Source organism: Pseudonocardia pini, assembly GCF_013870575.1.
Lineage (GTDB): Bacteria > Actinomycetota > Actinomycetes > Mycobacteriales > Pseudonocardiaceae > Pseudonocardia > Pseudonocardia pini.
Genome location: NZ_JACBXB010000002.1, coordinates 1 through 25,951 on the forward strand (window position 1 = coordinate 1; position 25,951 = coordinate 25,951).

General features: G+C 70.4%; 18 protein-coding genes, 1 tRNA gene and 2 pseudogenes. 10 read left to right on the top strand and 11 right to left on the bottom strand.

The window, feature by feature from the left end; genetic code table 11:
* Together H5J29_RS00325 and H5J29_RS00330 are read left to right on the top strand one after the other, a co-directional pair.
* Positions 1–706, top strand: a 706-nt coding sequence (locus H5J29_RS00325) for an aldo/keto reductase (protein ID WP_181778831.1), incomplete at its 5' end; no start/stop codon positions are given.
* Between the two features lie 19 nt (positions 707–725).
* Entirely contained in the window at positions 726–1,109 is a 384-nt protein-coding gene (locus tag H5J29_RS00330) for a PaaI family thioesterase (RefSeq protein ID WP_181778868.1), read from the top strand.
* 48 nt (positions 1,110–1,157) lie between these two features.
* Here the strand turns inward: H5J29_RS00330 and H5J29_RS00335 are convergent, their stop codons facing one another.
* The 6 genes from H5J29_RS00335 to H5J29_RS00360 all read right to left on the bottom strand — a co-directional run bounded on the left by H5J29_RS00335 (position 1,158) and on the right by H5J29_RS00360 (position 7,820).
* Positions 1,158–1,883: an ABC transporter ATP-binding protein gene (locus H5J29_RS00335; protein ID WP_246393215.1), complete on the bottom strand. Its 726-nt coding sequence runs from the start codon at positions 1,881–1,883 to the stop codon at positions 1,158–1,160.
* The gene (locus tag H5J29_RS00340; protein WP_246393217.1) at positions 1,883–2,782 is read right to left on the bottom strand and encodes an ABC transporter ATP-binding protein; all 900 of its coding nucleotides are present in this window, start codon (positions 2,780–2,782) and stop codon (positions 1,883–1,885) included. Before H5J29_RS00340 ends, H5J29_RS00335 begins: the two co-directional genes overlap by 1 nt.
* A gap of 1 nt (position 2,783) precedes the next feature.
* Positions 2,784–4,556: a branched-chain amino acid ABC transporter permease gene (locus H5J29_RS00345; RefSeq protein WP_181778832.1), complete on the bottom strand. Its 1,773-nt coding sequence runs from the start codon at positions 4,554–4,556 to the stop codon at positions 2,784–2,786.
* A complete protein-coding gene (locus H5J29_RS00350; RefSeq protein WP_181778833.1) occupies positions 4,553–5,479 on the bottom strand; it encodes a branched-chain amino acid ABC transporter permease in 927 nt (308 codons plus the stop codon). Before H5J29_RS00350 ends, H5J29_RS00345 begins: the two co-directional genes overlap by 4 nt.
* A 103-nt stretch (positions 5,480–5,582) precedes the next feature.
* Complete coding sequence (locus H5J29_RS00355) at positions 5,583–6,815, bottom strand: branched-chain amino acid ABC transporter substrate-binding protein (protein WP_181778834.1); 1,233 nt, start codon at positions 6,813–6,815, stop codon at positions 5,583–5,585.
* A 375-nt stretch (positions 6,816–7,190) separates the two neighbouring features.
* Entirely contained in the window at positions 7,191–7,820 is a 630-nt protein-coding gene (locus H5J29_RS00360; RefSeq protein ID WP_181778835.1) for an ANTAR domain-containing response regulator, read from the bottom strand.
* Positions 7,821–7,949: 129 nt separating this feature from the next.
* On the opposite strand from H5J29_RS00360, the gene H5J29_RS00365 reads away from it, so the two are divergent.
* From H5J29_RS00365 to H5J29_RS00395, 7 genes and pseudogenes are all read left to right on the top strand, one after another.
* Positions 7,950–8,025: transfer RNA gene (locus H5J29_RS00365), tRNA-Leu, on the top strand.
* 100 nt (positions 8,026–8,125) lie between these two features.
* Positions 8,126–8,506, top strand: a complete 381-nt coding sequence (locus tag H5J29_RS00370) for a hypothetical protein (protein WP_181778836.1) — start codon at positions 8,126–8,128, stop codon at positions 8,504–8,506.
* A 255-nt stretch (positions 8,507–8,761) separates the two neighbouring features.
* A complete protein-coding gene (locus H5J29_RS00375) occupies positions 8,762–8,905 on the top strand; it encodes a hypothetical protein (RefSeq protein ID WP_181778837.1) in 144 nt (47 codons plus the stop codon).
* Between the two features lie 79 nt (positions 8,906–8,984).
* A pseudogene (locus H5J29_RS00380) lies at positions 8,985–9,230 on the top strand (hypothetical protein); the annotation flags it as partial.
* Positions 9,231–9,254: 24 nt separating this feature from the next.
* Positions 9,255–9,467: a helix-turn-helix domain-containing protein gene (locus H5J29_RS34580; protein WP_181778838.1), complete on the top strand. Its 213-nt coding sequence runs from the start codon at positions 9,255–9,257 to the stop codon at positions 9,465–9,467.
* A complete protein-coding gene (locus H5J29_RS00390; protein ID WP_181778839.1) occupies positions 9,464–11,314 on the top strand; it encodes a PGN_0703 family putative restriction endonuclease in 1,851 nt (616 codons plus the stop codon). The genes H5J29_RS34580 and H5J29_RS00390 overlap by 4 nt, the downstream gene beginning before the upstream one ends.
* Before the next feature lie 83 nt (positions 11,315–11,397).
* Positions 11,398–12,408, top strand: coding sequence for a DUF6884 domain-containing protein (locus H5J29_RS00395; RefSeq protein ID WP_220186835.1), 1,011 nt, complete (start codon positions 11,398–11,400; stop codon positions 12,406–12,408).
* Positions 12,409–12,416: 8 nt separating this feature from the next.
* On the opposite strand, the gene H5J29_RS00400 is transcribed toward H5J29_RS00395, so the two are convergent.
* The 5 genes from H5J29_RS00400 to H5J29_RS00420 all read right to left on the bottom strand — a co-directional run bounded on the left by H5J29_RS00400 (position 12,417) and on the right by H5J29_RS00420 (position 25,444).
* Positions 12,417–17,537 (bottom strand): helicase HerA domain-containing protein, encoded by a 5,121-nt coding sequence (locus H5J29_RS00400; RefSeq protein ID WP_181778840.1) that lies wholly within the window; start codon positions 17,535–17,537, stop codon positions 12,417–12,419.
* Complete coding sequence (mads7, locus tag H5J29_RS00405) at positions 17,537–19,171, bottom strand: methylation-associated defense system protein MAD7 (RefSeq protein ID WP_446686470.1); 1,635 nt, start codon at positions 19,169–19,171, stop codon at positions 17,537–17,539. Before mads7 ends, H5J29_RS00400 begins: the two co-directional genes overlap by 1 nt.
* The gene (locus H5J29_RS00410; RefSeq protein ID WP_181778842.1) at positions 19,168–22,965 is read right to left on the bottom strand and encodes a protein kinase domain-containing protein; all 3,798 of its coding nucleotides are present in this window, start codon (positions 22,963–22,965) and stop codon (positions 19,168–19,170) included. The genes mads7 and H5J29_RS00410 overlap by 4 nt, the downstream gene beginning before the upstream one ends.
* A gap of 449 nt (positions 22,966–23,414) precedes the next feature.
* The gene (locus H5J29_RS00415; protein ID WP_312858005.1) at positions 23,415–24,371 is read right to left on the bottom strand and encodes a PD-(D/E)XK nuclease family protein; all 957 of its coding nucleotides are present in this window, start codon (positions 24,369–24,371) and stop codon (positions 23,415–23,417) included.
* A complete protein-coding gene (locus H5J29_RS00420) occupies positions 24,359–25,444 on the bottom strand; it encodes a uracil-DNA glycosylase family protein (protein WP_181778843.1) in 1,086 nt (361 codons plus the stop codon). The genes H5J29_RS00415 and H5J29_RS00420 overlap by 13 nt, the downstream gene beginning before the upstream one ends.
* 94 nt (positions 25,445–25,538) lie before the next feature.
* Between H5J29_RS00420 and H5J29_RS36435 the strand changes: the two are divergent.
* Positions 25,539–25,949 (top strand): annotated as a pseudogene (locus H5J29_RS36435) (8-oxoguanine DNA glycosylase OGG fold protein); the annotation flags it as partial.
* Positions 25,950–25,951 lie beyond the last annotated feature (2 nt).

Consider the following 25,951-nt stretch of genomic DNA (forward strand, 5'->3'; position numbering starts at 1 on the left):
ACCGGTTTCGACCTGCGCCGGATGCACATGCTACGGCGGCGGGGCCAACGAGGAGCTCATCGCCACCGCGCTGCACCCGTACCCCGCCGACCTCGTGATCGCCACGAAGGTCGGGGCGGCGCCCGGCCCGACGATCGACGGCAGGCCCGAGGTGCTGCGGGCCCAGGTGCACCGGGCCCTGCGCAGCCTGCGCGTGGAGCGGATCGAGCTGGTGCAGCTGCACCGCGTCGACCCGCACGTGCCCCTCGCCGAACAGGTCGGGACGCTGCGCGAGCTCCGTGACGAAGGGACCGTCGGGCGGGTCGGGCTGTCCGAGGTGGACGTCGCACAGCTCGCCGAGGCCCGCGGGATCGTGCCGGTCGCGAGCGTGCAGAACCGGTACAACCTGCTGGACCGCGAGCACGAGCCGGTCCTGGAGGCCTGCGCCGGGGCGGGGATCGCGTTCCTGCCGTGGCGCCCGGTCGCCGCGGGCGGAACGGGGCAGGAGGCGGAGGTGGCGGCCGTGGCCGCGGAGTGTGGGGCCACCCCGACCCAGGTCGCGCTCGCCTGGCTGCTCGCCCGCGCCCCCGTCGTCCTGCCGATCCCGGGCACCACGCGGATCGCGCACCTGGAGGAGAACCTGGCCGCGGGGGCGGTGCGGCTCACGCCCGAGCAGTACGCGCGGCTGGACCGATTAGGGTCGTCGGGTGCCGATCGACGCCGCTGAGGTCCCCGCCCTGCAGGACATGCCTCCGGGACAGCTGAACGACCGGATGGGGATCGAGATCCTCGCCGTCTCGCGGGAGGAGGTCCGGGGCCGGATGCCCGTGGCGGGCAACCTGCAGCCGTACGGCCTGCTGCACGGCGGCGCGAGCGGGGTGCTCGCGGAGACCCTCGGCTCGGTCCTGGCCGCCCAGCACGCCCTGCCGGAGCGGTTCCCCGTCGGCCTGGAGCTGGCCTGCACCCACCACCGGGCGGTCACCGAGGGCTGGGTCACCGGCGTGGCCCGCCCGATCCACGTGGGGCGCAGCACGTCCACCCACGAGATCGTGCTGACCGACGACCAGGGCCGCCGCACCTGCACGGCGCGGCTCACGTGCCTGCACCGGGACAGCCGCCCCAGGACGTAGCGGCACTCCCGTGCGGTGGGTCCGCACGGGAGTGCCGCTCGTGGGTCGTTACTCGGCCCCGACGCCCTCGCCGAGGTAGGCCTCCTGCACGCGCGGGTCCGCGAGCAGCTCGTGGCCCGTGCCCGAGAGGGTGGTGCGGCCCAGGTCGATCACGTACGCCCGGTCGGACAGGCCCAGCGCCGCAAGGGCGTTCTGCTCGACCAGCAGCACCGTGGTGCCCTCGGACCGCAGCTCCTTGACGGTGTCGAAGATCAGCTGGGTCATGATCGGCGAGAGGCCCATCGAGGGCTCGTCGAGCATGAGCAGCTTCGGCCGCGACATGAGCGCCCGGCCGATCGCGAGCATCTGCTGCTCGCCCCCGGAGAACAGCCCGGCCTTGTTGCCGCGCCGCTCCCCCAGCACCGGGAACAGGTCGTAGACCCGCTGCATGTCCTTGGCGATGCCCTCCTCGTCCTTGCGGGTGTACGCGCCGAGGCGGAGGTTCTCCTCGACCGTCATCCGGGCGAACAGCCGCCTGCCCTCGGGGCTGTGCGCCATCCCGCGGGACAGGATCGAGTGCGCGGGCTGCTTCTGGATCTGCTCGCCGTCGAACGAGATGGTGCCGGACACCGGCCGCAGCAGCCCGGACAGCGTCCTCAGCGTGGTGGTCTTGCCCGCGCCGTTCGAGCCGATGAGGGACACGATCTGGCCCTGCTCGACGTCGAACGACACCCCGCGCACGGCCTGGATCGCCCCGTAGGCGACCACCAGGTCGCGGACCTCGAGGAACGCCATCAGGACTCACCCTCCGTGGTGTGCAGCTGCGCCTCGATCTCCTCGGGCGGGGCGCCCAGGTACGCCTCGACGACCCGCGGGTCGCCGCGGACCTCGTCCGGCGTGCCCTCGACCAGCAGCTCACCCTGGACGAGGACCAACACCCTGTCGCACAGCGTGAAGATGAACTTGGTGTCGTGCTCGATGACCACCACCGACACGCCCAGGTCGCGGATCGCGAAGATCAGCTGCCGGGTCGCCTCGGTCTCCTGGGCGTTCATGCCCGCCGTGGGCTCGTCGAGCAGCAGCACCGACGGGTCCGTGGCCAGCGCGCGGGCGATCTCCAGCCTGCGTTGGTCGCCGTAGGGCAGGTTGCGGGCCAGCTCCTCGGAGAACCGCGTGAGCCCGACGAAGGCGAGCAGCTTCTCGGCGCGGTCTCGCGCCTCGGCCTCGCTGCGCCGGAACCGCGGCCCGTGCAGCAGCGAGGAGACCGGCCCCTGCTTCATCCGGACGTGCCTGCCGACCAGGACGTTCTCCATCGCGGTCATCGACGGGAACAGCCGGATGTTCTGGAACGTCCGGGCCACGCCCGCCTCGGTGACCCGGCTCGGGTCCTGCGGCATCGGCTTGCCGCGCAGGGTGACCGCACCCGACGTCGGCGTGTACAGCCCCGTCAGGCAGTTGAAGAAGGTGGTCTTGCCCGCGCCGTTCGGCCCGATCAGGCCGATGACCTCGCCCTCCTTGAGCGACATGGTCACCTCGTTCAGCGCGCGGAGCCCGCCGAACTGCATGGTGACGCCCGCGGCCTCCAGGATCGGCTCCCGGGTGCCCGTGGCGATGTGCATGTCGTCGGCGAGCTCGGCCTTGACCTCCTCGGGAGGCGCCTCGAGCTCCGGAGGCAGTTCGGTGCTCTCACTCATGTCACTTCACCTCCGTCGGAAGGGCGCCGGGACCCTCGCGGGCCACGTCCTCGGGATCGTCGTCGGCGAGCTCGGCCTTGCGGTGCTTGTCCGCGATGATGCCCTGCGGCCGGAACCGCATGATCAGGATCAGGGCGAGGCCGAACAGCAGCAGCCGGTAGTCCGCGAACTCGCGCAGCTTCTCCGGCAGGACGAACAGGATCGACGCGCCCAGCACCGCGCCCGGGATGGTCCCCATGCCGCCGAGGATGACCGCGGCGAGCAGGGTGACCGACTCGAGGAAGCGGAAGGAGTCGTACGCGACGACGGCGGTCTTGTGGGCGAAGAACGCGCCCGCGAGGCCGGCCAGCATCGCGCCGATGAGGAACGCGAGGATCTTGATGGGCCCGGTCCGGATGCCCATGGCGGAGGCGGCGTCCTCGTCCTCGCGGATGGCGATCCAGGCGCGGCCGAGGCGCGAGTTCTTCAGGTTGCCGAACACCAGCATCACGAACGCCACCAGCAGCACGATCGCCACGTAGTACATGACGCCGCTCGGCAGCCGGAGCGCACCGATGGTGATCGAGTCGTTGAACTGGAAGCCGCCCACACCCACCGGCGGGATGTTCGGGATGGCGTTCGCGCCGCCCGTCAGGCCTGCGATGTTGTTCTGCGCGCTGCGCACGAAGATCTCACCGAAGGCCAGCGTGACGATCGCGAGGTAGTCCCCGCGGACCCGCAGCGTCGGCGAGCCGACGATGGCGCCGAAGATCCCCGCGACGACCGCGGAGATCACCATGACCAGCAGGAACGGCAGGTGGATGCCGACGGCCGAGGCCGCGGCGCCGGACAGGTTGGCCGCCGTGAACGCCCCGATGCCGAGGAAGGCGACGTACCCGAGGTCCAGCAGGCCCGCGAGCCCGACGACGATGTTCAGCCCGATCGCCGTCGCGGCGTACACGCCGATGTTCGACGCGACCGTCATCCAGTACTCGGTGCCCGCGCCGGTGAACGGCAGCGCCAGCGCGCACAGCAGCAGGACCACGACGCTGAACACGCGGTGCCGCTCGGACACCACGCCGACCCAGGTGAGCAGCCCGGAGGCACTCAGCGCGCTGAGCGCCCCGGACAGCGCGGCCAGCAGGGACAGGAACACCACGCCCGCGTAAGGGTTGACGACGCCACCCTGGCCACCGCTGGTCAGCACCTCGGCGACCAGCAGCAGGACGAGCGCGAAGATCACCAGCAGCAGGATCCACTCGACCCACCACGGGAGCTCCCACTCCCACTCCGGCCGGGCCTCGAGCCCACCCGACGTCGCAGCCAGCACGGTGACCAGGCCGCCGATCAGCGCCACGATCGCGCCGAACGCGATCGTCCCGTCCGCCGCGGTGATCGCGCCGAGGCCGCCGCCCTCCACGGTGATCCAGATGCCGTTGAGCAGCGCGACGGCCGCCACGCCGATCCCGAGCCCGCGCACGATCCGGTGCTTCGCCGGGACCGTGAGCAGCGCGATCACGATCGCGGCGATGCCGAGCAGCGTGATGTGCAGCCGGAAGCCGGAGACCCCGAAGGGCTCCACGAACATGTTGAGCGACGCGCGCTCCGGGTAGGCGCCCTCGTTGAGCACGAAGGTCACCCACGGCAGGAAGGCGCCGAGGACCGAGAGCACCCCGCCGACGATCATGCCGATCTTGGCGAACGGGGCCACGGCGTTCAGCACGGCGCCGAAGCGGCCGGTGTGCTGCACGGGGGGTGCGGTGGTCGCCACGGGCGGGTCGATGGTCGTGCTCATGCGCGCACCCGCTCGGACTCGCCGAAGAAGCCTTGCGGCCGGAAGACCAGGACGATGATCAGGACCACGAAGATCCAGACGTAGTCGTAGGCCGTGCCGCCCGGCAGGTACTGCCCGCCGAGCGCCCTGACCAGGCCGATGACCAGGCCCCCGACGACGGCGCCCCGGATGTTCCCGATGCCGCCGAGCACCGCCGCGGTGAAGGCGAAGATGCCGTTCTGGAAGCCCATGTCGATGTTGATGTTGTTGAGGTAGCTGCCGTAGAGCACACCCGCGACCCCCGCGAGCGCGCCGCCGATGGCGAAGGTCAGCACGATCACGCGGTCCGGGTCGATGCCCATCAGCCGCGCGACGTCGCGGTCCTGCGAGGTGGCCCGCATCGCGCGGCCGAGCCGGGTCCGCTCGACGAACCGCTCCAGCGCGAAGGCGAGGGCGAGGGAGACGACGATCAGCAGCACCCCGGTGTAGCGGATGACCACGCCGTCGCCGATCGGGATGACGAACGCGCCGTCGAGGAACAGCGGCGGGAACGGGATCGCCGCGGTGGCGCCGGGATAGAACACCCGGACGGCCTCCTGCAGGGCGACCGAGACCCCGAGCGCGGTGATCAGGGGAGCCAGCCGGGGCGCGTTGCGCAGCGGCCGGTAGGCGAAGCGCTCCATGGCGATGGCGACCAGCATGGCGACCAGTGCGCCCGCGACCAGGGCGATCGGGAGCGCGAAGTACCACTGCGCGACGACGGCCGTGGGCACCCAGTAGGTCAGCGTGGCCAGGCCGCCGTAGGCGCCGACCATGAAGATCTCACCGTGGGCGAAGTTGATCAGCGTGATGATGCCGTAGACCATCGTGTAGCCGATGGCGATCAGGGCGATCAACGAGCCGAACATCAGCCCGTTCGCGATCTGGGACAGGAACGTGGACAACCGAGGGGTCTCCTCCACCCGCGTGCACGAACGGGGACGGGTGTGGTGGCCCGTCCCCGTTCGTGAACTTGCTTCAGCAGCGCCCCTGTAGGGGGCCGCCCGGTCAGCTCGCCGTGTAGGTCCCGGTCTCCAGCGGCTTGAAGGAGCCGCCCTGGACCGAGTAGACGGTCAGCTGCTTGTTGGTGGTGTCACCGAACTGGTCGAACGAGATGGCGCCCGTCGCACCCTGCAGGTTGGTGGCCTGCACCGCGGAGATCAGTCCGTCGCGGGTGGCGTCGGAGAAGGTGCCGTTGCCGACCGCCTTCGAGAGCCCGTCGATGATCACGTTCGCCGCGTCGTAGGTCAGCGCACCGTAGGCGCTGTACGGCTCCGGGTAGCCCGCGGCGGCGTACGCGTCGATGAAGGCCTTCGCGCTGGGCAGCTGCTCCGGCGGGGCGCCGACGTTGGTCGCGAAGTCACCCTCGCGGCCACCGAGCTGCGTGTAGGTGGCGTCGACGATGCCGTCGCCGCCCATCAGCGGGATGTTCAGGCCCGCGTCGGCGAGCTGCTTCGACAGCGGCCCGGCGACCGGGTACTCGCCGCCGTAGTAGACCGCGTCCGGGTTGGCCGCACGGACCTGCGTGATGACACCGGAGAAGTCGGTGTCCTTCTCGCCGACCTTCGCCTGCGTGACGATCGTGGCGCCCAGCTTCTGCGCCTCGGCGGCGAACTGCGCCGCGAGACCCGCGCCGTAGGTCTTGCCGTCGTCGATCACGGCGATGTTCTTCTTGCCCTGCTTCTGCACCAGGAACTGCGCGGCGAACGGGCCCTGGATGGCGTCCGTGGTCGCGGTGCGGAAGTAGGTGGCGTTCGGCCGGTTCGGCGCGGTGGCGTAGTTGTCGCCCTGGGTCAGCGCCGGGTTGGTGTTCGCAGGCGAGATCTCGACGATCTTCTTCTGCGCCAGGATCGGCGCCGCCGCCTGGGCGGTCGACGAGTTCAGCGTGCCGACGACACCGACCACGTTCGGGTCCGACGCCAGCTTGGTGGCCGCCTGGCCCGCGATCTGCGCGGTGCCCTGGTCGTCCTCGGCCTGCAGCGCCAGGCGGTAGCCCGGCACCTTGCAGGCCTGGTTCGCCTGGTTGACCGCGAGGTCGGTGGAGTTCTTCATGCCCAGGCCCAGGGCGGACAGGCTGCCCGAGAGCGGGGCGATGAAGCCGATGACGAGGGTGCCCTTGCTGGTGTCGCAGGTCCCTCCGCCGCCGCCCGACGCCTCTTCGCGGTTCGTGCTGCACGCGGAGAGCGCGAGCACCCCGGCGAGCAGTGCGGCGGTCGTGGCGACCTTCCGCGTCCGACTCATGTTGTGTCCTTCCGTACCAACCACGTCTAGGGCGGCCCCCGAAACGACCCGCCTCGTTCACGATCAGTGCTCGTGAGCGTCGCGGACGTTAGGGGAACGGAAGGGGGGCCGTCATCCCGAGACCGGCCAGCTTTACCAGACCGCAACCGGATATCGCGGAGCGTCACCACAGAGTGACCTACAGTGCGACGTTATCAGATCGTTATCAAGCGCCGAGCCGCTGACCAGCGCAGACGCCGTTAACACGTGGCCAAAGTCGCACCAGCCCCGGGGGCATTACCGCTGAGTAACAGGTGTTTCCGGCTCCGGACACGACTCGGGGCCGCCCCGAAAGAGGCGGCCCCGAGTGGGTGACGCGGTGGTGCGGGCGGGCGGTCAGCCCTTGGCCGGGGCCAGCCCCTCGATGACGGCCTCGGCGACCGCCTTCATCGTGGTGCGGCGGTCCATGGCGGTCCTCTGGATCCACCGGAACGCCTCGGGCTCGGTCATGCTCTGCTTCGCCATCAGCAGGCCCTTGGCGCGGTCGATCACCTTGCGGGTCTCGAACCGGTCGTTGAGGGAGGCGACCTCGTCCTCCAGCGCGCGCTTCTCGGCGAAGCGGGACACCGCCAGCTCGATCGCGGGCACCAGCTCGTGCCGGGCGAAAGGCTTGACCAGGTACGCCATCGCGCCGGCGTCCCGCGCCCGCTCGATGAGGTCGCGCTGGCTGAACGCCGTGAGCATCACGACGGGGGCGATCTTCTCGTCGACGATCGTCGCGGCCGCCTCGATGCCGTCCTTCTTGGGCATCTTGACGTCCATGATCACGAGATCGGGCTTGAGGTCGCGGGCCATCTCGATGGCCGCCTCACCGTCGGGGGCCTCGCCCGCGATCCGGTAACCCTCTTCCCCGAGCATCTCGGTCAGGTCGAGGCGGATCAGCGCCTCGTCCTCCACCACGAGGACACGCCAGCCGACGGCAGGACCGTCGTCGGTCGTCTTGTCCTCGGACACTGGCTGGCTCACGGGAGGTTCTCCTTAGTGGGACGGGTCGAGCGCGAGGTTCAAGAGTACCGGCGATAAGGTTGCTCCCTGGTTGCCCCGGCCGTGTGATCCCGCCCGACGCGAGCGAGAACACACCCTGGGCACCGGTGCGCCCCCGTAGCCCAACGGCAGAGGCAGCGGACTCAAAATCCGTCCAGTGTGAGTTCGAATCTCACCGGGGGCACCACCCTGACCTGCGGAAACGCGGGTTTCACGATCGACCCGCGGCCGCTTGGCCACAGTTTCGGCCACGAACCCGCGAACGAGCTTCTTCTCTTCTCGAGTTCGTGAGCCCGCCGAACACCCCCTCCGACCCCCGCCGACGCGGCACCATCCGCGCCCGCGGCGGGTCGCTGCAGGTGCGGGTCTCGGCCGCAACCGCCCCCGTCACGGGCCGCCGCTCGACGCTCACCGCCACCGTCCACGGCACCGACGCCGCGGCGTGGAAGCGGGCCGAGAAGCACCTGACCCGCCTCCTGCGGCGCGTGGACGTCTCCCGCACCGTCGAGAGCTCGGTGTCCCTGCGCGACGTCTCCGGCGAGTGGCTGCGGGCCGCCGAGCTCGAGGAGAGCACCCGCCGCGCCTACCCCGGCCTGCTCGACCTCACCCTGCTCCCGACCTTCGGTGACTTGCCGCTGCGCGACCTCAGCCCCCGCGTCCTGGAGTAGTTCTACGCCGACCTCCGACGCTGCCGCCTGCGCTGCACCCCGTCGCGGCCGTCGAGACCACGTCTGCCAGCCGTTCGCCGCGTCCACCGCCCGTCAGAGGCACTGGGTCACCAGCGGCACCATGCAGAGCGCCGTGCGCCGGAGCTGGCTGGACAGCAACCTCGCCCGCGGCACCCGCATCCCCCGCCCCAAGGTCCCCGAGCCGGACCCACCCACACCCCGCCAGCCGCCATCCTGCTCGACCGAGCGTTCGCGATGGACGACGACTGGGGCACCCTCATCTGGCTCGTCATGACCACCGGCATCCGCCGCGGCGAGCTCCTCCGCGAAGACCGCGAGCAGGTCTCCGAACGACTGCAAGCGCTGGGCACCCACCTGACCGACAAGACCTTCACCTGACCGACAAGACCTTCGTCTTCTCCGGCCACAGCACCCCGGAGAGCCCTACTCCCCCAACGCCGTCACCCAGCGGTACAAGTCGATGGCCGAACGAGCCGGCATCGACACCCACCTCCACGCCCTCCGCCACTTCTCCGCCACCGAGCTCCTCACCGCCGGCATCGACCTCCGCACCGTCGCGGGCCGCCTCGGCAACGGCGCAGGCGGCGCGACGGCCCTGAAGGTCTATGCAGCCTGGGTCGCCGCCGCCGACCGCAAAGCCGCCGAAATCCTCGCCTCCCGCATGCCACCCCCACCTTTGCGAACGAGAGCGAACGAGGTGTGAGCGGCAGCGAACGAGGATCGGGCCATGCCGAGCACCCGCACCTTCCTCACCGTCCCCGAAGCCGCCGAGCTCCTGAGAGTGGAAACCTCCACCCTCTACCGAGCCATCCGCGCCGAAGAGTTCCCCGCCGTCCGAATCCGCGCCGAGTCGTCGTCTGCGCCATGGCCGCGAACGGAGCCACGCCCGACCGACGCCTCCGACGGGCTGAGCGCGACCTGCGGTGTACGGAGCGCGTGATCGAGGGAGCGACGTTGCACGCCCACGACGCCTTCGTCAGCAGTGACAACGCCTGGCAGCAACGAGCACGGCTGCACCAGTCGCTGTGGCGCGAGGCGCACGGGCTCCCCGCGGGCCAGCACAACGGCCGCCGCCTCGGATCTCGCCTCGAGCCGGCAGACGCCGAACCGCCCACGCTGAGCAACTACCTGACGCCGTCAGCACGGAACCAGGTACAGCGGGCGGTCGAGATGTCGGCTGAGTCGGGAGCGCCGCTGTCCCGGCCCCGGCTCTGGGTCGACCTGTTGTCCAGCCAGCCGCTCTGCTTCAACCTCTTTGGCCCCCTCGCCGAGGATCTCGACCTCGCGACGAAGACCTTGCAGATGATGTGGCCCGACATTCGCACGGTTCGAGAGATTCGCTTCGAGTGGTCGCCGGGCCGCGGCAGCATGCGCTACACGGGCAACCGCTCGGCCTTCGACGTCTTCGTCGACTGCGACGGCGACCGAGGCCGCTCCTTTCTGGGCATCGAGGTCAAGTACCACGAGGACCTGAGCGGAAGCCCCGCGAAAGACGCAGACGGCAGGTACCCGAAGCTCGCAGCCGAGCACGGTGTCTTCCATCAGGACTCGCTCCCGGCGCTGATGCGGCTGCCCCTGCAGCAGATCTGGCTCGACCACCTGCTCGCCCTCCAGACGCTCGCCAAGGACGACTGGGGCAGCGGCAGGTTCGTCCTGCTCTCCCCCATGGGCAACACCGCCTGCACGAGCGCCGCCGCCCATTACCGCCGATGCCTGACCGACGACACGACCTTCGATGCCCGCACGCTCGACGACCTCGTCCAAGCGGCCCGGCTGGCGGCGCCGAGGTCCTGGCCTGACACGGTTCACGCTCGGTATATGGACCCGGCTCTGGTCGATTCGGTCGTCGCACCCGAGGTCGGTCGCCGCCAGACCGTCCGAGAGGACCAGCCGGACTATGTGGTCCACACTCCCCAGCCCGGCCGCGTTGTCGAGGGGTTCTCCCGCGTCCGGCTCCCCTTCGAGCCGAGGGACGGACTGCTCGCCTTCCGACGCGACCTCGCCCAGGCCTGTCGTGCGCTCATGGCGGAACCAGGCCAGGTTCTCCATGCGGTGTACGAGTCAGACGACACCAGCCGCGTCGACATCGAGAACGTCCTCACCTACAACCTCGGCGCCGGCGCTCTTCGAGACGCGGCGCGCAACGGCCTCGTCCTCGAGCGGTCTTACGCCAACCCGCCCCACGACTGGAACCACGGCCACCGCTACGCCCTCTCCTCGGCGGCCGCCCCTTGGGGGTTCTGGCACGAAGGCGACCGTCTGGCGTCGCTCGACCTCGACGCGCCGCCCGACCTGTTCGCCGACCCGAAGGCCGGACGATGGTGGCTCGCGGCCAAGCGAGGGGCGCTGGTCGCTCACACGACCAGCGACATCCCGCCTACCGCTTTCGCGGTACGGCTGACGGTGTCGCCGCCGGCAGGATGGCGTGGTCGCCTGATCGGGCTGCTCAAGCCGCTCGTCGACGGCGTCGTCTCGGCCCTGCACGCACACACCGGCCCGATCGAGACCGTCCTTGACCGCGCCGGCGGCATCGACCCTTCGCTCAGCCGCTCCGAGTTTCATGAGCTGCTGACGAATCCCGCGGTCGCGCCGTTGGGTGGCGTGCGGCTCGTCGTCCCCTGGGGCCAGACACTGCAATGGCACCCCGCCGACGACGGCATCGTCGTCCTCGACGCGCGACTCGACCCGTCAAGTCGACCCGGCCGCGTCACGGCCGAGGTCTGCCACGCCGTCGTTCTGACGGATCCAGCCATCGCCGGAGTCCCAGTAGGCGGCGGCACAGCCTGAGGCGCCTGCTCAGCTAGCCCGCTCGCCCAGACCTGTCCCTAGTGCGTCATAGCCGTGCCAGCAGGCGCACTACCGTCATTCCCGTGGCCGACCTCATTCTCGTGACCTGCGTGAAGGCCAAGCGCTCCACACCCGCCGCGGCAAAGGACCTCTACACCTCACCGTTGTTCACCAAGCAGCGCGCCTACGCCGAACGGCAACAAGCGCCGTGGTTCATTCTGTCCGCCGAGTACGGCCTGGTCGGGCCGGACGAATGGCTCGCCCCGTACGAGCGGTATCTCCCCGACACGCCCCGCAGCTACCGGGCCGCATGGGGTTCCTGGGTCGTCGAGCGACTGGCCCTTCTCGCAGGCCCGCTGGCTGGGAAGACGATCGAGGTCCATGCCGGATCGACCTACGTCGACGCCATCCACGACCAGCTGCTGGCGAAGGGCGCCACAATCACGCTCCCGCTGGCGGGGCTCGGCGTCGGTCAACGGCTGAGCTGGTACGCGTCTGCGGTGGGTGTCGAGGCGACGCGGATGGACGGCGTGTCCACGTCCGTCGCGGCGACCGCCCCACAGCCGAGTATCGCTGAGTTCCTCGCTGATCCCTCCGGGGCTTTGGCCCCGGCGGCCTTCCTTGCCCAGGGCAGCGACGACCTCAAGGTGCCCGGTCTCTACAGCTGGTGGGTCGACGAGGAAGGAGCCGGCGATCTCAGCGCCGGGCTCGGCATCCCGCTGACCGCGGGCCTGATCTACGCAGGGCTCGCGGGAGCGACTCGTTGGCCGAGTGGCCGTCGCTCGACCAACACCCTGTGGTCCCGCATCGCGGGGATGCACCTCGGCGGCCGCCACGAGTTCTCGACCTTCCGCCGGACGCTCGGCGCGATCCTGGCGCACGCCGCGGACTCGCCCGAGATCGACGAAACAGCGCTGACCGAGTGGATGTCCACGCATCTCGTCGTCGTCACGGCGCCCTACCCGGACCCGGACGACCTCGGACGACTCGAGGAGCAAGTCCTCGACACGCTCGACCCGCCCCTGAACCTTCGAGGGAGACCGACCTCACCGATCCGGGCGCGGCTCACTGAGCTGCGCCGCCCACACCGGTAGGAGCATCGTCACTCGCGGGACATGAATACCTTCCTGGCCTCGGCCTGGTCCGGCGTGGAAACGTAGGCCTCCCCCACGCCGAGCTTCTCCAGCGCCACGGACATGTTCTGTCCCTCGCGGCCTCGGAGGAAGCCCGCGACAGTCTTGCTCTGCGGGAAGTTGCAGCGGAACGAGACCTTGGTACCGGCGTTGCTGAGGACGTCCTTATGGAAGTCGTCCACGCCCTGGCTGGCGACGACCACCGCGACGCCGTACTTCCGTCCCTCCTTCATGATCTTGGGGAGGGTGACGTCTCGGGCGAGGCGGTGGGCCTCGTCCAGGACGACGGCGAGGCGCAGGCGACCGGTGGCGCCCCAGCGGAACATCTCCCGGTAGACCTTGCGGAGCACGAACGCTCCCGCCGCGAGCTGGACCTGTTCCATGAGCCCGTGGACGTCGAGCACGAGACCGCGGCGAAGCAGGTCGGCGAAGGTCGGACCGGAGTCCTGGTCCTCGACGAACAGGCCGAAGTCCGTCAGCGGTCGGAGTCGCGCGACGGTGTTCTTGCTCCTCCCGGACGCCTCCAACTCGGACATGATCTCGCCGAGCTCGGTCATCGAGGGCAGGCCGGTCGGTCCACCTGCGGAGCCGAAGCCGTGGCGCTCGTAGAGCTCCCGTGCACCCTCGTAGACGCCGTTGCGCTGGATTTCCCCCATCCCGCAGACGTAGGCGATCACCTCGGACAGCTCCCACGCGGCCTGGGCCGAGCGGCGGTGGTTGTCGTCCCGCATCTCGAAGGGCCGGATGGCGAGGCCTTCGGAGGCGTCGAGCACCGCGGCGCCGCCGGCCGGTTCCGCTGCCATGTCGCCGTGGAAGTCGAGGACGAGTGCGGGGAGGCCTTGGGCCGCAAACGAATTCAGCACGTGCCGGGTCGTCACGGACTTGCCCTGGCCGGGGATCCCGAGCACGAACATGTGCGGGCTACCTGCCGTGCTGATCCGCCAGCGCGCCGGTTCGCCGTGCCCGTCCTGCCCCAGGACGACCTCGACCTGTTGCGGGGCCCGCCGGTCGACACTGCTGGCGCCCAATGTGGCAGCAGGGAGCTCGACGGAAGGTGGTTCGGAACTGGTGGGCACCGGAGGCTCCGGACGCAGCGCGGGCTCGACCGCCGCTGCCGGGGTCTCAGGCGGCGCCACCGGGCGAGGCGCAGCGGCGTCACGATGGTCCGGCTGTGTCCCAGGGACCTCGACCGGCATCGCCGACCGCGGTCGCGGGGACGGACGGGGCCGCGGCGAGGGCCGAGCTGGCGCCTCGCGCAGCTCCTGAGCCTCCGCGACCTCAGGGGCGGGACCCCGACTCGGGTCCTGCTGCAACGACCGCTCAGATCCTCTCTCAGCCGCCGTGGAGGACCCGATAGTCCCCTCGGCCCCGGCTGTCGTCGCCGCCGCGGACTGCACGTCGCCATCCGGGGTGACCACCGGGGCCTTGTGGCTCGCGCGCAGCCCGATCGGCGCGAGGTGCTCGGCGGTGAGCACCTCGATGCTTACTCCGCGATGCTCTCGTGGGAAGACCTCCTTGGCCCCCAGGCTCACGACATACCCCCGCCTGCCGATCTCCGGCACCAGCGAGCCGTCCTCCACCTTCTCGAACATGCGCTCAGCGTCGGCGCGGCGGCGGTCGTCGAGCAGGCCGGTGGCCAGTGCACGGTCCGCGTGATGCCGCAGGATGCCGACCAGCCGGGCGCGCTGGAGCTGGGCGTCGATCCGGGGTGGGTCGGCGCGGAAGAAGGTGTCCAGCAACATGCTGCGGGTGGCGTCGACCTGCTCGACGATGTCGTCGACGAGCGCGGCAGGCAGGGCCGCCGCCTTCCTCGACTTCACCTCGACGCACTCCATGCGGAGGGTGCGGCTCGTCGCCCGGACGAGGATGAGATCGCAGCGCCGCGAGCCGGTTGCGTCGCCGGCGTCTCCGAACATCTCCTGATGGGCGTCGACCGGCACGATCACCGTGTCGTCGAGTTCCCCGCGGTGGCGCAGATACGCGACCAGTGCGGCGAGGCTGACCGCCTCGGTGGCCAGACTCGACTTGCCCACCAGCCGCAGGGCCAGCCGCCCCGACACGATCTGCAGGTTGCCCAGGATGTCGCGGATCGAGTCGTCCACGGTGGCCAGATCGAGCTCGGTCATGGCGTCGGCAAGCAGACGGGTCACCTCGCCGCGATGGCTCGTCGTGACGGTGAGGCGTGGGCCGAGGCCTTCGATGAAGTCCGGCGCGTAGTCCAGGATGTACGGCCGTTCCCGGCCCTCGGCCGCGACCGCCTCGGCGAATAGGTCGATTCCGACGTTGCGGTCCAGGGTGAGCACCCAGTCCGAACGCTCATGGACCGCGTGCAGCGCGGCTACCTCGTCGGAGCCGAGTCGCGCGGTGACCGCCATCCCTGCACCTGGGAAGCCCAGCCGCGTCGCCAAGGCGCGCTGGTAGGCCCGGTGGCAGTCGACGACGTCCGCCGCGCCGTCCCGCCCCCGAGCGCGCAGGGCGGGGGCGGTGCGCCAGGCGATCCCGTTGCCGTCGGCGACCCGGACCGTCGTGGCTGGCGTCAACAGGTTGCGGAACGAGGCGGCGACGTCCTGCGCCTGCTCGGCTCCGGAGGCTGACACCTGCGCGAGGTCGGACACCACGCTCAGCTGTGCGGCGGCGGACTGCTCGGAGAGCTCGTGGTGCGGCCGCACGCTCAGTCCGAGCGCCGGAGTGAGGTAGCTCCGAGTACCCCGGACCTGCTGGGAGGCGACCTGCTTCTGCAGATCGGTGAGCGCAGCCAGGGGGTCCGTGAACGAGGGCCTGCGGCTGTAGGCGATCACCTCGACGCGCGGCGGCGGGGCGACGACGTCGTCGTCATCGGTCGTCTGCTTGAGTGCCGACGCCGCGAGGGCCTGCGCGACGAGCTCACCGGAGCCCGGGTTGTAGGCGAGCATCCGCACCGAGTCCTGACCCGGATGCACGGTGCGGTACGCCTCGATGCGCTCCGCGACGACGGACGGTGGCAGGTCCGGCGGGACGTCACGGCGGTCCAGCCCGACCATGTCGAACACTGCCTGGACGGCGGCACCGGGCTCCGCTTCGCCCGGGTCGAGGTACAGGCCGGTGCCGAGCGTCGCCTCGCGGAGGTAGACCAGCGGCGAGCCCTCGACCGCGAGCACCGTGTACGGCAGGTTCGCGGGGGTGATCCGGGCGGCGAGGCGCGAGTCGACAGACAGCTTCCGTCGCGCCTTGGGCATCCCGGCGTCGATCATTTCGCGAGCCCAGGAGCGCAGGACCGCATCGTGCTCGGCGAACCACGCCAGTCGCATGGGGTGCAGCGGCAGGACGGCGACGGCGGCGATGGGGAGGTGCCCAGCCGTGTCGATGCTGATCGACACCGTGTCCATGGTCAGCAACGCGAACCGGGTCTCGTCGTCCGCCACCGCGTCCAGGGCCCGCCGATAGGTCTGGCAGTAGGCGGCGACCTCCTCGCGCAGTCCCTCGTCCCAGTCGAGGGTCTCGACGACGTCGCGGGGCGCGCGAGCGGCCAGCGTCGCGAAGAGCTTGCGGCGGCGCTCGGCGAGCGTCGGCGGGAGAGCGAGGGCGTGGCCCTCGATGTCCCGCTGGTCCAGCAACTCCCCCTGCCTGCCCTCGGTGGTCCACAGTGTCCGGCGACCCTGCTCCGCGAACGCCCTGCGCTGCAGGTCCACGAGCACGGGACTGAGCCCGAGCAGCACGGTGCGGCGGCCGCCGAGACGCAGCGAGAAGCCTCCGCCGCTCCAGCTCGGGGCATCCTCGGAGAGGTCGTTCTGCCCGTCGAGCGCGGCGTCGAGCCGAGCCTGGGCTAGGGAGAGCGCGGTCGAACGGCGTCCGCTGGTGCTGAGCACCTCCGCCTCCCACCGCAGGGCGAACTGCTCGCCGTCCGCGACGGCCTCGGAGCGGTCGGTGAGCAGGACCGGCTGGCCGTCGGCGTCGAGGCCGGTGACCCGGAGATACAGCAGAGCCGCCCCGGCGAGGTCGTCCTCGTCGAGTTCGATCTTGACGGTCGCCCGGCGCTTGTCCCCCTTCACCGTGGTCCGCGCGACGGGCTCGGCGTCCGCTTCGCGGAGGTCCTCCGGGGGCAGCGCTTCGACGAGCCAGCGATGGACCTCGTCGGACTTGTCCGGGTCCGTCTTCCAGGTCACCGTGACCGAGGCGGGGGTCGACTCGCCGATCTCGGCGTACGGGAGCGTGCCCGGGCCGTCCTGCTTCAGCTTGGTACCCACCCGGAGCAGGCCGTCCTCCTTGAGGAACGGCACGACGGTCACCGTGTGGATCGGCACCGACTGCTGAATCGCCAGCGGCCAACAGTCGAAGGTCAGCTGTTCGTCGACGAGACCGGCCGCCCAGGCGTGCGCATTGGACAGGTCGACGTCCGGGCGGCCGAGGTAGCGGGCGATCCGGTCGCGGACGGCGCCCGCCTGCAGTCCGGCAGCTGTGATCCGGTCGGCGACCGAGGCGACGGCCCGCAGCGGCCGGGAGATCTCCTTGACGCACCGGGCGTTGCGGTCGAGCCGCTCGCTCAGATCGTCACCGCCCAGGTCGGGGATGAGTCCCACTTCAGGGAGCATGCGGCCCAACGTTGTCCACTCCGGGTCGGCGGAGATCGCGGCCACGTACCGCGCCCACGCCTCGACCGGCCGGTTCCGCCCCAGTGCTCGCGCCACCCGCTGGACGGCACGGCGAAGGTCGTCGTCGAGGTCCTGCACCAACGCGTCGGCCGCGGCGCGCAGCAGCCCGGAGAGGTCGGTGCGCTCGAAGCTGTTGTCCAGCGAGCTCGCGGCGGAGCCCGATCCGACGGGCACCATCAAGAGGAGCTGGCGCTCCTTGCGGTTCCGCAACTCGACCGCGCGCTCCGCGGCGATCACCACCTGCCCGTCGGCGGTGGCGGGGTCGTCGGCGAGCACATGGACGTCGGCGACGTCGTTCGGCAGGGCGACCTGCACCGCACGGACGAGCAGCGGTGCGTCATCGGAGCGGATCGAGTCGATCCGCATGCAGTGGCCCGGTGCATGGGCGTCCGTCTGCTCGACGAGCTGCTCGGCGATCTTCTCGACGACGAGGGTGGGCAGCGGCGGGAACGTCACCGGCATCAGGCGGCTCCGAGGGGATGGTGGACGACCTGCACGGAGAAGTCGTCGGAGAGGCTGTCGAAGCAGCCGAGCAGCTGCAGGCGGACCTTGAAGGCCTCCAGGTTGGCGTCCGCGGCGGCACGGGCCTCGGCGCCGTCGAGGAAGGCGGGCGGCCGATCGATGAGAATGCCGAACCGCTCGTGGAGGAGGTCGAGGACGGCGCGCAGAGACAGTCGGGAGCTCACGACTCGGGTGTCCGAGTCGACGAAGACCGCCAGTAGGAGCGCCTGCAGGAGCTCGTCACTCGGGGCGTAACGCCAACTGCGGCGGTGCGGCTTGCTTCCCTGAAGGATCCCGTAGGGCTTCTTGATCCCGCCGACACTGGCGTACCAGTCCACGGAGTTCTTCGTCGCCTTCGACTGGTTCACGTAGTCCAGGACGTCGAGAAGCTTGTCCAGCTCGGAGCTGTCGGACGCCTGGATCCGGCGCAGGAACTCGATCTCCGCCTCGGTGGCGCCCTCCTCGGAGGCCCCGTCGATGAGATCGTCGAGCCGAGCTCCCGCGAAGCTCTCGACCCTTCGATGCCCCTTCAGCGCTGCAAGCGCGACCAACTCGTCTGGGCGCGGGAGCGCGCGGATCCGCTGCATCTCCTCCGGGACGCGCGACAGGGCGTTCTCGACGACGACGAAGGTCATGCGGTCGCGGAAGGCCTGTCGAACCCGGTCGAGGTCACGCTCGATGCAGCGGCGGGACATCCGGTCCGACTCCGAGCCGAGATCACCGGTGAAGTCGCAGTAGAGCTCCAGGCCCGACGCCGGAGCGGACTCCGCCATGTCCGCCGGCCGCTCGCCGGCGAGAATCAGCTCTCGAGCCACGCGGTCGGTGCGCAAGGTGTAGGTGAAGAGTCCCACCGCGAGAAGAGCGGAGAACGTCGACATCAACGCGGGGGTCGGCAGCCGGTCCCCGTAGCACTCCACGTGCGCGAGCAGCGTCGCTCCGAGATCGGCTGCGACTCCGGGGAGCGGACTCGGGAACACACCACCCACAACGGGGCGGGCGTCCCCCATCTCGATGCCCTGGACGAAGCGGAACTCCAGCAGCGCGCCGATGTCGAGCTGGTCGGCATTCATCAGCTGCGGATCCCATCGCGGCTCCGGGCCCAGAGTGAGCCCCTTCCCCGTGGCACGGGCGATGGTCTCGCGGAGGGTTGCCCGTGGGTTGCCGGCGCCTCGGCGCTCCAGATCCTCCACGAGGAGCCTGTATACGACGTCGTCGACTCCCCGGTGTCGCGCTCGCTGGGTGGGTAGGCCCGCCCGATAGGAGGCGAGGCTCAACGGAGCGGCAGCGAGCATCTGCTCGCCCTTTCGACTGAGGCCCACCGTCCCCATCTCCACCACGCACGACCGCAGCCAGCCGTCAAGCAGCACCCGGTCCGCCTTCTCGTCGAACCCGACGACGGCACCCGACGCCAGCATCTGGTCCCGATAACCCGCGAAATCCTCGGCGTCGGTTGTCGGCGGGCTGGAGCGGCCGCCTTTCACACAGAGTTCGAGAAGGCGAGGAAGTACCCGATCTGTGTCCACGTCGAGCAGGGAGAACACCGTCAGCGGCCGGTACTGGTACGTCCGCAGCGCCTTGGGCAGGCTGATCGTCACTGTCGCCTCCCGATGATCCGGCCGTCGACCGCCTCCGCGGTCAGCCTGTTCCCGGCCCCGTCGACGACGAGAACCGACCGCGCAGGCTCCAGCCGTAGCCGCTGCCCGAACCCCTCGATCTCCTGACGCAGCGCCGCGGAGGCGGTGTCGCCGAGGACCTCGCCGTCGGCTGCGCGCAGGATGAGCTCTGCGGCATCGAGAGCGATCGCCAGTCGCTGGCCGCGCGCGTGCCGCAGCTCCAGGCGGTCGGCGAAAGACTCGATGTAGCCCGAACCCGACCCCACCGCGGCCAGCTCGAAGGTCGACGCCGGAAGCTCCTTGACCACGACGATCGCGCGCACCGCCGGATCGTCGTAGGTGCGGTCGCGCAGGCCGAGCCCCTCCCCCTCGAAGCGCGGGAAGGCCAGGATCCGGGACAGCCCGAGGAGCACCCGCGGCAGCGCGGACCCCGGCTTGTCCAGCGCCTCGAGGTACTCCTCGTAGTACCGGTAGCTCCGCACCTCGGCGCGGCCGCCGGGAGCGGTCCACTCGCCGAAGTACAACGACCGCTTCAGTCGGCCGAGCGACTCCGTCGTGACTGCGGCCAGGTCGGGCACCAGCGACCTCGACGACCTGGCCGCGCGAGCGGCGGCGGGAGCCGCCTGCCGCGCCGGGTCCAGCTCCCGCCACTCCTCGACGAGGTAGTCACCGGTGTTCGCCGCGAAGGCCAGATCGGGGGCACGGCGGCCGGATCCCGCACGCGGGTCCTGCCCCGACCGATTCTCCGCGTGCACGTCCTCACAGGAGAGGTCTCCGGTGATCAGCCACCCGTAGGCCGACCGGACGTCTCGCATCGTGGCGCGCCGACGCCGTCGGAGATGGCTGGTCAGGAGCAGTTCGGACACCGCCTCACGAGCACCGGGGGTGCGAAGCCGTTCGGCGTTGTCCCGGATCGGACAGACGTCCCGGGCGGTGCAGTTCTCGCAGTCCTCCCATCGCTCGTCCGCGGTGAACAGCGCAAGGACGTCGGTACCGAGCCCGGCGGCTCGCCGGTCCGGGGTCGCCAGCGCGCGGCGCTTCAGGTCGACCAGCACGATTCGTCCTTCGGCGGGCTCTCCTGCACGCTGCCGGTCGATCTCCTCGGCCAGCTCCTGGTAGCGGTCACCGAAGTCGGTGAGGAACTGGGCGATCCGGCCGTCGTTGGCCGCGAGCAGGGCCGTGTGCGCATAACCACCGGACGGGGTGAGCGCGGCGTGGATCAGATCGTCCGAGCTGAGCTCGCCGTGCGACTCGGAGGCGTCGTAGACAGCACTGAAGGTGCGTCCGTCTAGCTCCTTGGTCCATCCCGCCGCGTCCGAGCGTCTGGTGGTGGCACCGCGACGGTCGAGTGCCACCCCGACCTGCACGAGGAACGACGTCTTGCCGTCCCCCGGATTCCCGCTGAGCACGACGACATCCAGTTCGCCCCCGACGACAGCCGGTAGCAGTGCCGTGTCAAGCAGCGTCTGCGCGTAGGTGCTACGGGCGAAGTCGTCGTCCATCCCGCGGTTTCCGGCGTTCCCGATCCCGCTGCGCCGGTACAACCCACGGAGTGCGGCGACGGTCGGGTTCACGACCGGACGTCCACTCCGGACGGACGTGTCGCGGGCGCGCAGGATCCGGTCCGCGTAGGTCGCGGCGTCCTGAGGCCGTGTGCCCGGATCGGCCGCGACGCCCTCGTACAACGCGGTGAGGAGGGCCCGGCCGAAGCGGGCGAAGTGCGCCTCGGTGGGCGGGACGAGGACCTCTCGCTCCTCCACACCCGGGCCGGAGTACGGGTACCGCCCCAGCATGACCCGCAGCAGAGACGCGCAGGCGCTGTAGATGTCCGCCGCCGGCGTCCAGTGCCGCCGTGCCCATACCTCCGGGGCGGTGAACGGCGGCGATCCGACCGCCGACTGCGCAGCGTCGGCCTTCGCGGCCAGGCCGAAGTCGATGAGCGCAGCACTGCCGTCGTCCCGCACGATGATGTTCGTCGGGCTCACGTCGCGGTGGTAGACGAGTTGCTCGTGAGCGTCGGCGAGCCCGCGCAGAACGTCCACGGCGATGCGACGGAACTGCTCCGCGTCGAGGTCGCGCCCCGCCGTGAGTTCCACCAGCGTCTGGCCGGGGATGTACTCCTGGACCAGGACGCCGGGTTCGGGCGCGTCGAGCACGTCGTACGGCCGAGCGCACCGCGAGCTGCGCAACGCGTTGCCATGGCGATACTCGTCGAGGACCTGCGCGTAGTCGACGCGACCGGGCCGCATGTGCTTGAGCGTGCGCGGCTCCCCGAGCTTCTCGTCGAAAGCCAGCCAGGTGACCGCCCACGCGCCCTCGCCGAGCTTGCGGTCGATTCGATACCGCGCAGCAAGCAGCGCCCCCGGCTCGAGGAGCGCGGGGCTCACCGGCGGCGTGACGGGTGGCGGGATCGGCTTCGGCATCGGCATCGGCTGGGGTGCCGTTGCATCGGCAGCCTCGGCGGCATCCGGACGGTCGTCGTAGCGCGGCGACAGACAGCGAGCCAACAGCGCCCCGACGGCGGGATAGGACTGCACCCACTCGCGAGCCTCGGCATGGTCCGGCTGGTCCGACGGGTCGCCGCGCAACCATTGTGTGAGGCAGAGCGCGAGGCTGTAGACGTCGTCACGAGCGGTCAGGAACTCCAGCGGCGTGCCGGGTGCTTGGAAGGCCGCCGAGGGATGGTCCTCGTCGAGCGACGGGGCGATGGTCTGGGTGCGGGGCAGCTTGGAGCGGCTGAAGTCCCGGAACCGAACCCGGTTCGCCGGTGTGACCTCGACAGTTCGGAGCTGGAGGGCACGATGGAGGATCCCGGCGGAGTGCACCTCGGCCAGCGCGGTGAACGCGTCGTGCACGACCGCCACGCCGATCTGCTCGGGAACCCGGCCCTCGACGTGCGGCGGGAGCTTCTCGGCTGCCAACTTGCCCAGGCTCGACGCGTCCAACGCGACAATGACCGGCGTGACCCGGTAGCCCTCCCAGTCGAACCACTGCTGGACCCGCCAGGTGCGGCGCGCCGCAGCGAGCCTGTCGAGCGCATCGTGGTCCCGCACCGCGAGGCGGGCCGCCTCAGCAGGGTTCTCCGAGCCGGCGACCGGGACGCAGTAGAGCATCACCGGGTGCCCGGCCGGAGTCTGCGCCGGGAAGGTCAGGGTGTTTCCCTGGACCGAGGGCTTACCCAGGACGTGGTACATCATGATCGTGGGTGGGAACTCCGCGTCCCGCCGCTGTGGCAAACCGACCAGGTAGTTCATCAGCGACGAACGCAGCGGGGCCATCGTCGGCGGGAGCGCCGCGTCCTCCGCCACCAGCACCGAGGCCGCATCCTTCAGCCGGACGACGACGTTCGCACCCAGCTCGGCCGCCCCCTCCAGCCGGAGCGCGTCGTGCGACATCACGATGTGCCCGACGACGGGATGGACACCGCGCGGCAGCTGCCGCTGCGCGCCGGCCCAGCCGGCCACCTTCTCGCGCAGCCGCCCGGCGAGGACCTTCGTGGCATGGACGACCTGGTTGCCGGGATTCGGCCGGTGCTCGCCATTGGAGTACCACCCGACCTCCCCGACGACGACGTGCGGCCCCCACGCCTTCTCCTCGCAGACGTACACGCCGTTCTCGCCCACCACGACGAGATCGAGGTCGACGGCGCTCATGTTGTGCGGGACCTGACGGCCCGCGATTACGTCCCACGACGATGGCAGCTCGGCCGCCAGCCGCCGCGCGGCCTTCTCCTCGCCCGGCCCGTGCCAGTCCCCCAGAACGTGCAGCCGTGCCATCAGCGAACGGGCCCGGCCGGTCCAGTCTCCACACTCATCGCTTCCCCACCCGGAACCCGTTCGGCATCAGCCATCCCCCTCGTGCGCTATCCACCCATCGCCAGAAGATCACCCACCGTTACCGCTACGCCCTCCGGGGTAACCACTACCGACGTCCGGCGCATCGTCCCGCTACTCGGCGCCTCCCGCGGAGCCAGTCACTCGTTCGAGTGAGTACGAGATGGTCGGCCGCCCTCGCGACAGCCCGCTTGCCACGTGCGTGCGAGCGAAGCGTTCGACACCCTCGGCGGCCAGGGCGCTCCTGCGCGCTTACCGCTGATCGGGTGTCCATTCCGCCGCCCGCCGCGAGAACTCGACGGCGAGCGCCACGACCTGATTCACCGTGATTTCCTTCGGAACCCGGCGATACCGGTAGACGAAGTCAGGGTCGTACTTGTTGAACCCGCCGGTCAGTGAGGCGTTCGCCCTGGGCCGGAGCGTCGTCTCCGCGACGCGAGGATCGAGGTCAGAGCGGTGAAGTCGAACCACTGCTCGTGGTCGAGGGCGACCGCGGCACGGTCCGGATGACGACCAACGCCCTTCAGGTGAGGCGATGTCAGGATCATCGCCAGCCGCCACTGTCCACCTTGGAGCTGCCAGCCCACCCACATGACCTCGGTGACCTGCCAGAAACCCGCCAGCAGGGGACGCTTGTTCGTGAACCCGATCTCGAGTGGGCGTCCCGGTGACGGAACGCCGGCCACCTCCAAGGCATTGCCGACACGCGCCATGACCTGGTGGGCGCGTGACTTCCCCACTGCGTCACCGAGGCCGACTTCGTCGAGATGGGCCTGCACGGTGGTCTCCAGCGCGAACGACTCCTCGCCGTCGCGCACCTCGACTTCTCGGATGATCTCGTGAAGACGCCGGAGCAAGTCGGCCTCGTGACGAACGACCTGAGACCGGAAGTCCGCGGCTACCGGGATGGATGCGAGCCTCGCGCCCAGCTCGTCATAGGACACCCACCGCCACTGTCGCCCCTCGGCCTCGTACGCGGACCAGCCGGGGTTCGAGAGGCTGAGCAGCACGAGCGACGAGCGCGGATCGAGCTTCGCGATAGGCCCCCGGGAGTAGCCGGCGAGTTGTGCCTCGTCGGGGAGCGCGAACGCCTTGTTCTCGATCACCAGCGGAGCGAAGCCCGGGAACTCCAGAACCAAGTCGAGCTTGCGGTACTCCCTACGCACCCGGAGTGCGGCGGTTCCGTCAGCCTTGACCAGCCAGGGACGGAAGACCTCGATCGCATTCTGCGGGTCCGTCGTTACGAACCACGCGAGCATGTCGGAGTGGAAGAGTTCTTTGGAGCCTCGTGACGCGTGGTAGAGCGGCTCCGCGTCGAGACGCTGGAGGAGCGCGGTCAGCCTTTCGATCGGTCAGCCCCCTCGTTCGGTCCCGACAACGGGACGATCCGAATCCTTGCGCCGGGAATTTCGCCGGCACCGGCCGTTCGCTTCGACGCGACGATTCTGTCCACGCACTCGTCATCGGCCTGAGGCATCCCCTGCCAGCGCCGCCACCCGAGCACACCCCCGAGAGCATCCAGCGTCGGCTTGATCAGGTTGTCGAGGTCCCAGCCGTCGTTGCGGGTCGCCGGAGCCGGAAGCCGGAACTCCAGCTCGACGGCGAAGCGCGATCCGGCGGGCACATCCCGGCTGCCGACGGCCGCGGCGACCGCCGCACGCCACGGACGCTCTCCCGCCGTCGCGAAGGTCGCCGGCCGGGCCGCGACGTCCACGACGAGGACAGCGAGCGGGACATGTGTCCGGGCGGGAACGCGTTCGACCGCGACGTCCGCCGACGGCGCCGGGCGCGGAGACGTCCCGGCGTGGGCCGCAACCCGCCGCAGTGCGGCGCGGATGTGGTCCTCGCGCCGAGCGCGCTCGGCCGGGTCCGGATGCTGCAGCGCCTGGCGACTCGGATGGTAGGTCTCCACCGCCCGGATCCGCCTCGCCATCACCGTGGCGCCGTGGACCTCGGTGAACAGCCGCCACGCGGCCTGCGCGTCCTTCCCGGCGAGCAGCACCACACGCAGGTCCGTCATCAGATCGACGACTCGGCGGAGCGGCTCGATCCCCCTCCGAAGCTGGTCCTTCGTCGGAGCGGCGTTGATGTACCAGGGATAGGCGTTCCAGGGCACTACCTCCGCCGGGTCGAGCCCCGCCTCGGCGAAGAATTGCATCTGCCGCTCGGCCGTCTGGTCGTCGTTCTCGATGGAGAGGAACCCGGATCCTGCGACACCGCCTGCCTTGGGCCCCGGGTCGCGGAGGATAGCCAGAACGCGAGCGTGCACGCCGCGGTACATCGGCGCGATGTAGGGCGGACGAGCGTCCGGATCGGACTCCCCCAGCTCGTCGACGAGCTGGTTCAGTGGCTCGACGTGCTCGGCGTAGCGATGCTTCCACTGCTCAGCCCTGTACCTCGGGTCCCGCATCCGTCGCGGCATCGCATCACCTTGTCGTCATTCCTCCGGGTGACAAGGGGCGACACGCCGAGTGGCAAGGCGGTGACCGTCTTAGCCTCCTCGATCGGGGGGATCCATGACTCAACTCGACGACGTTCCGCAGCCACTCCGCCACGCGTTCCACGAATGGGATCAGGCTGGCCGCCCATCCCAGCAGCCCAGTTCGTGGCGCTGGACGACCTGGGCGAAGTGGATCGACTCCGGTCGGCTACCCGGGACGACAAGCGTGGACCGCCACGCGGCCGAGGCAGCGGCACGAGCCGCGTCCGAGAGCGACGACCAGGCGATCACGGCCTTCGTCACCGCGATGATCTGGGGCTATGGCCCGGTCGGCTACGGAGCTTGGCGAACCCGCCGCGTCCTCGACCACAGCGGCGACACCGCCGGCCCACGGCTCCGCACCGTCGCGAAGGCGGCTCACGATGGTCCAGAAGCAGCGTTCGCTGCCATGGCCGCTACTCCGCTGCCCTACCTCGGCCCGGCGTTCGG

What these genes read in the sequence shown, in the direction of transcription:
- H5J29_RS34580 (WP_181778838.1), top strand. Translation starts at nt 9,255, where the DNA reads ATGCCGAGCACCCGCACCTTCCTCACCGTCCCCGAAGCCGCCGAGCTC.
- H5J29_RS00410 (WP_181778842.1), bottom strand. Translation starts at nt 22,965, where the DNA reads ATGGCACGGCTGCACGTTCTGGGGGACTGGCACGGGCCGGGCGAGGAG.
- H5J29_RS00345 (WP_181778832.1), bottom strand. Translation starts at nt 4,556, where the DNA reads ATGAGCACGACCATCGACCCGCCCGTGGCGACCACCGCACCCCCCGTG.
- H5J29_RS00375 (WP_181778837.1), top strand. Translation starts at nt 8,762, where the DNA reads ATGGACGACGACTGGGGCACCCTCATCTGGCTCGTCATGACCACCGGC.
- H5J29_RS00355 (WP_181778834.1), bottom strand. Translation starts at nt 6,815, where the DNA reads ATGAGTCGGACGCGGAAGGTCGCCACGACCGCCGCACTGCTCGCCGGG.
- H5J29_RS00420 (WP_181778843.1), bottom strand. Translation starts at nt 25,444, where the DNA reads ATGCCGCGACGGATGCGGGACCCGAGGTACAGGGCTGAGCAGTGGAAG.
- H5J29_RS00400 (WP_181778840.1), bottom strand. Translation starts at nt 17,537, where the DNA reads ATGCCGGTGACGTTCCCGCCGCTGCCCACCCTCGTCGTCGAGAAGATC.
- H5J29_RS00335 (WP_246393215.1), bottom strand. Translation starts at nt 1,883, where the DNA reads ATGGCGTTCCTCGAGGTCCGCGACCTGGTGGTCGCCTACGGGGCGATC.
- H5J29_RS00330 (WP_181778868.1), top strand. Translation starts at nt 726, where the DNA reads ATGCCTCCGGGACAGCTGAACGACCGGATGGGGATCGAGATCCTCGCC.
- H5J29_RS00340 (WP_246393217.1), bottom strand. Translation starts at nt 2,782, where the DNA reads ATGAGTGAGAGCACCGAACTGCCTCCGGAGCTCGAGGCGCCTCCCGAG.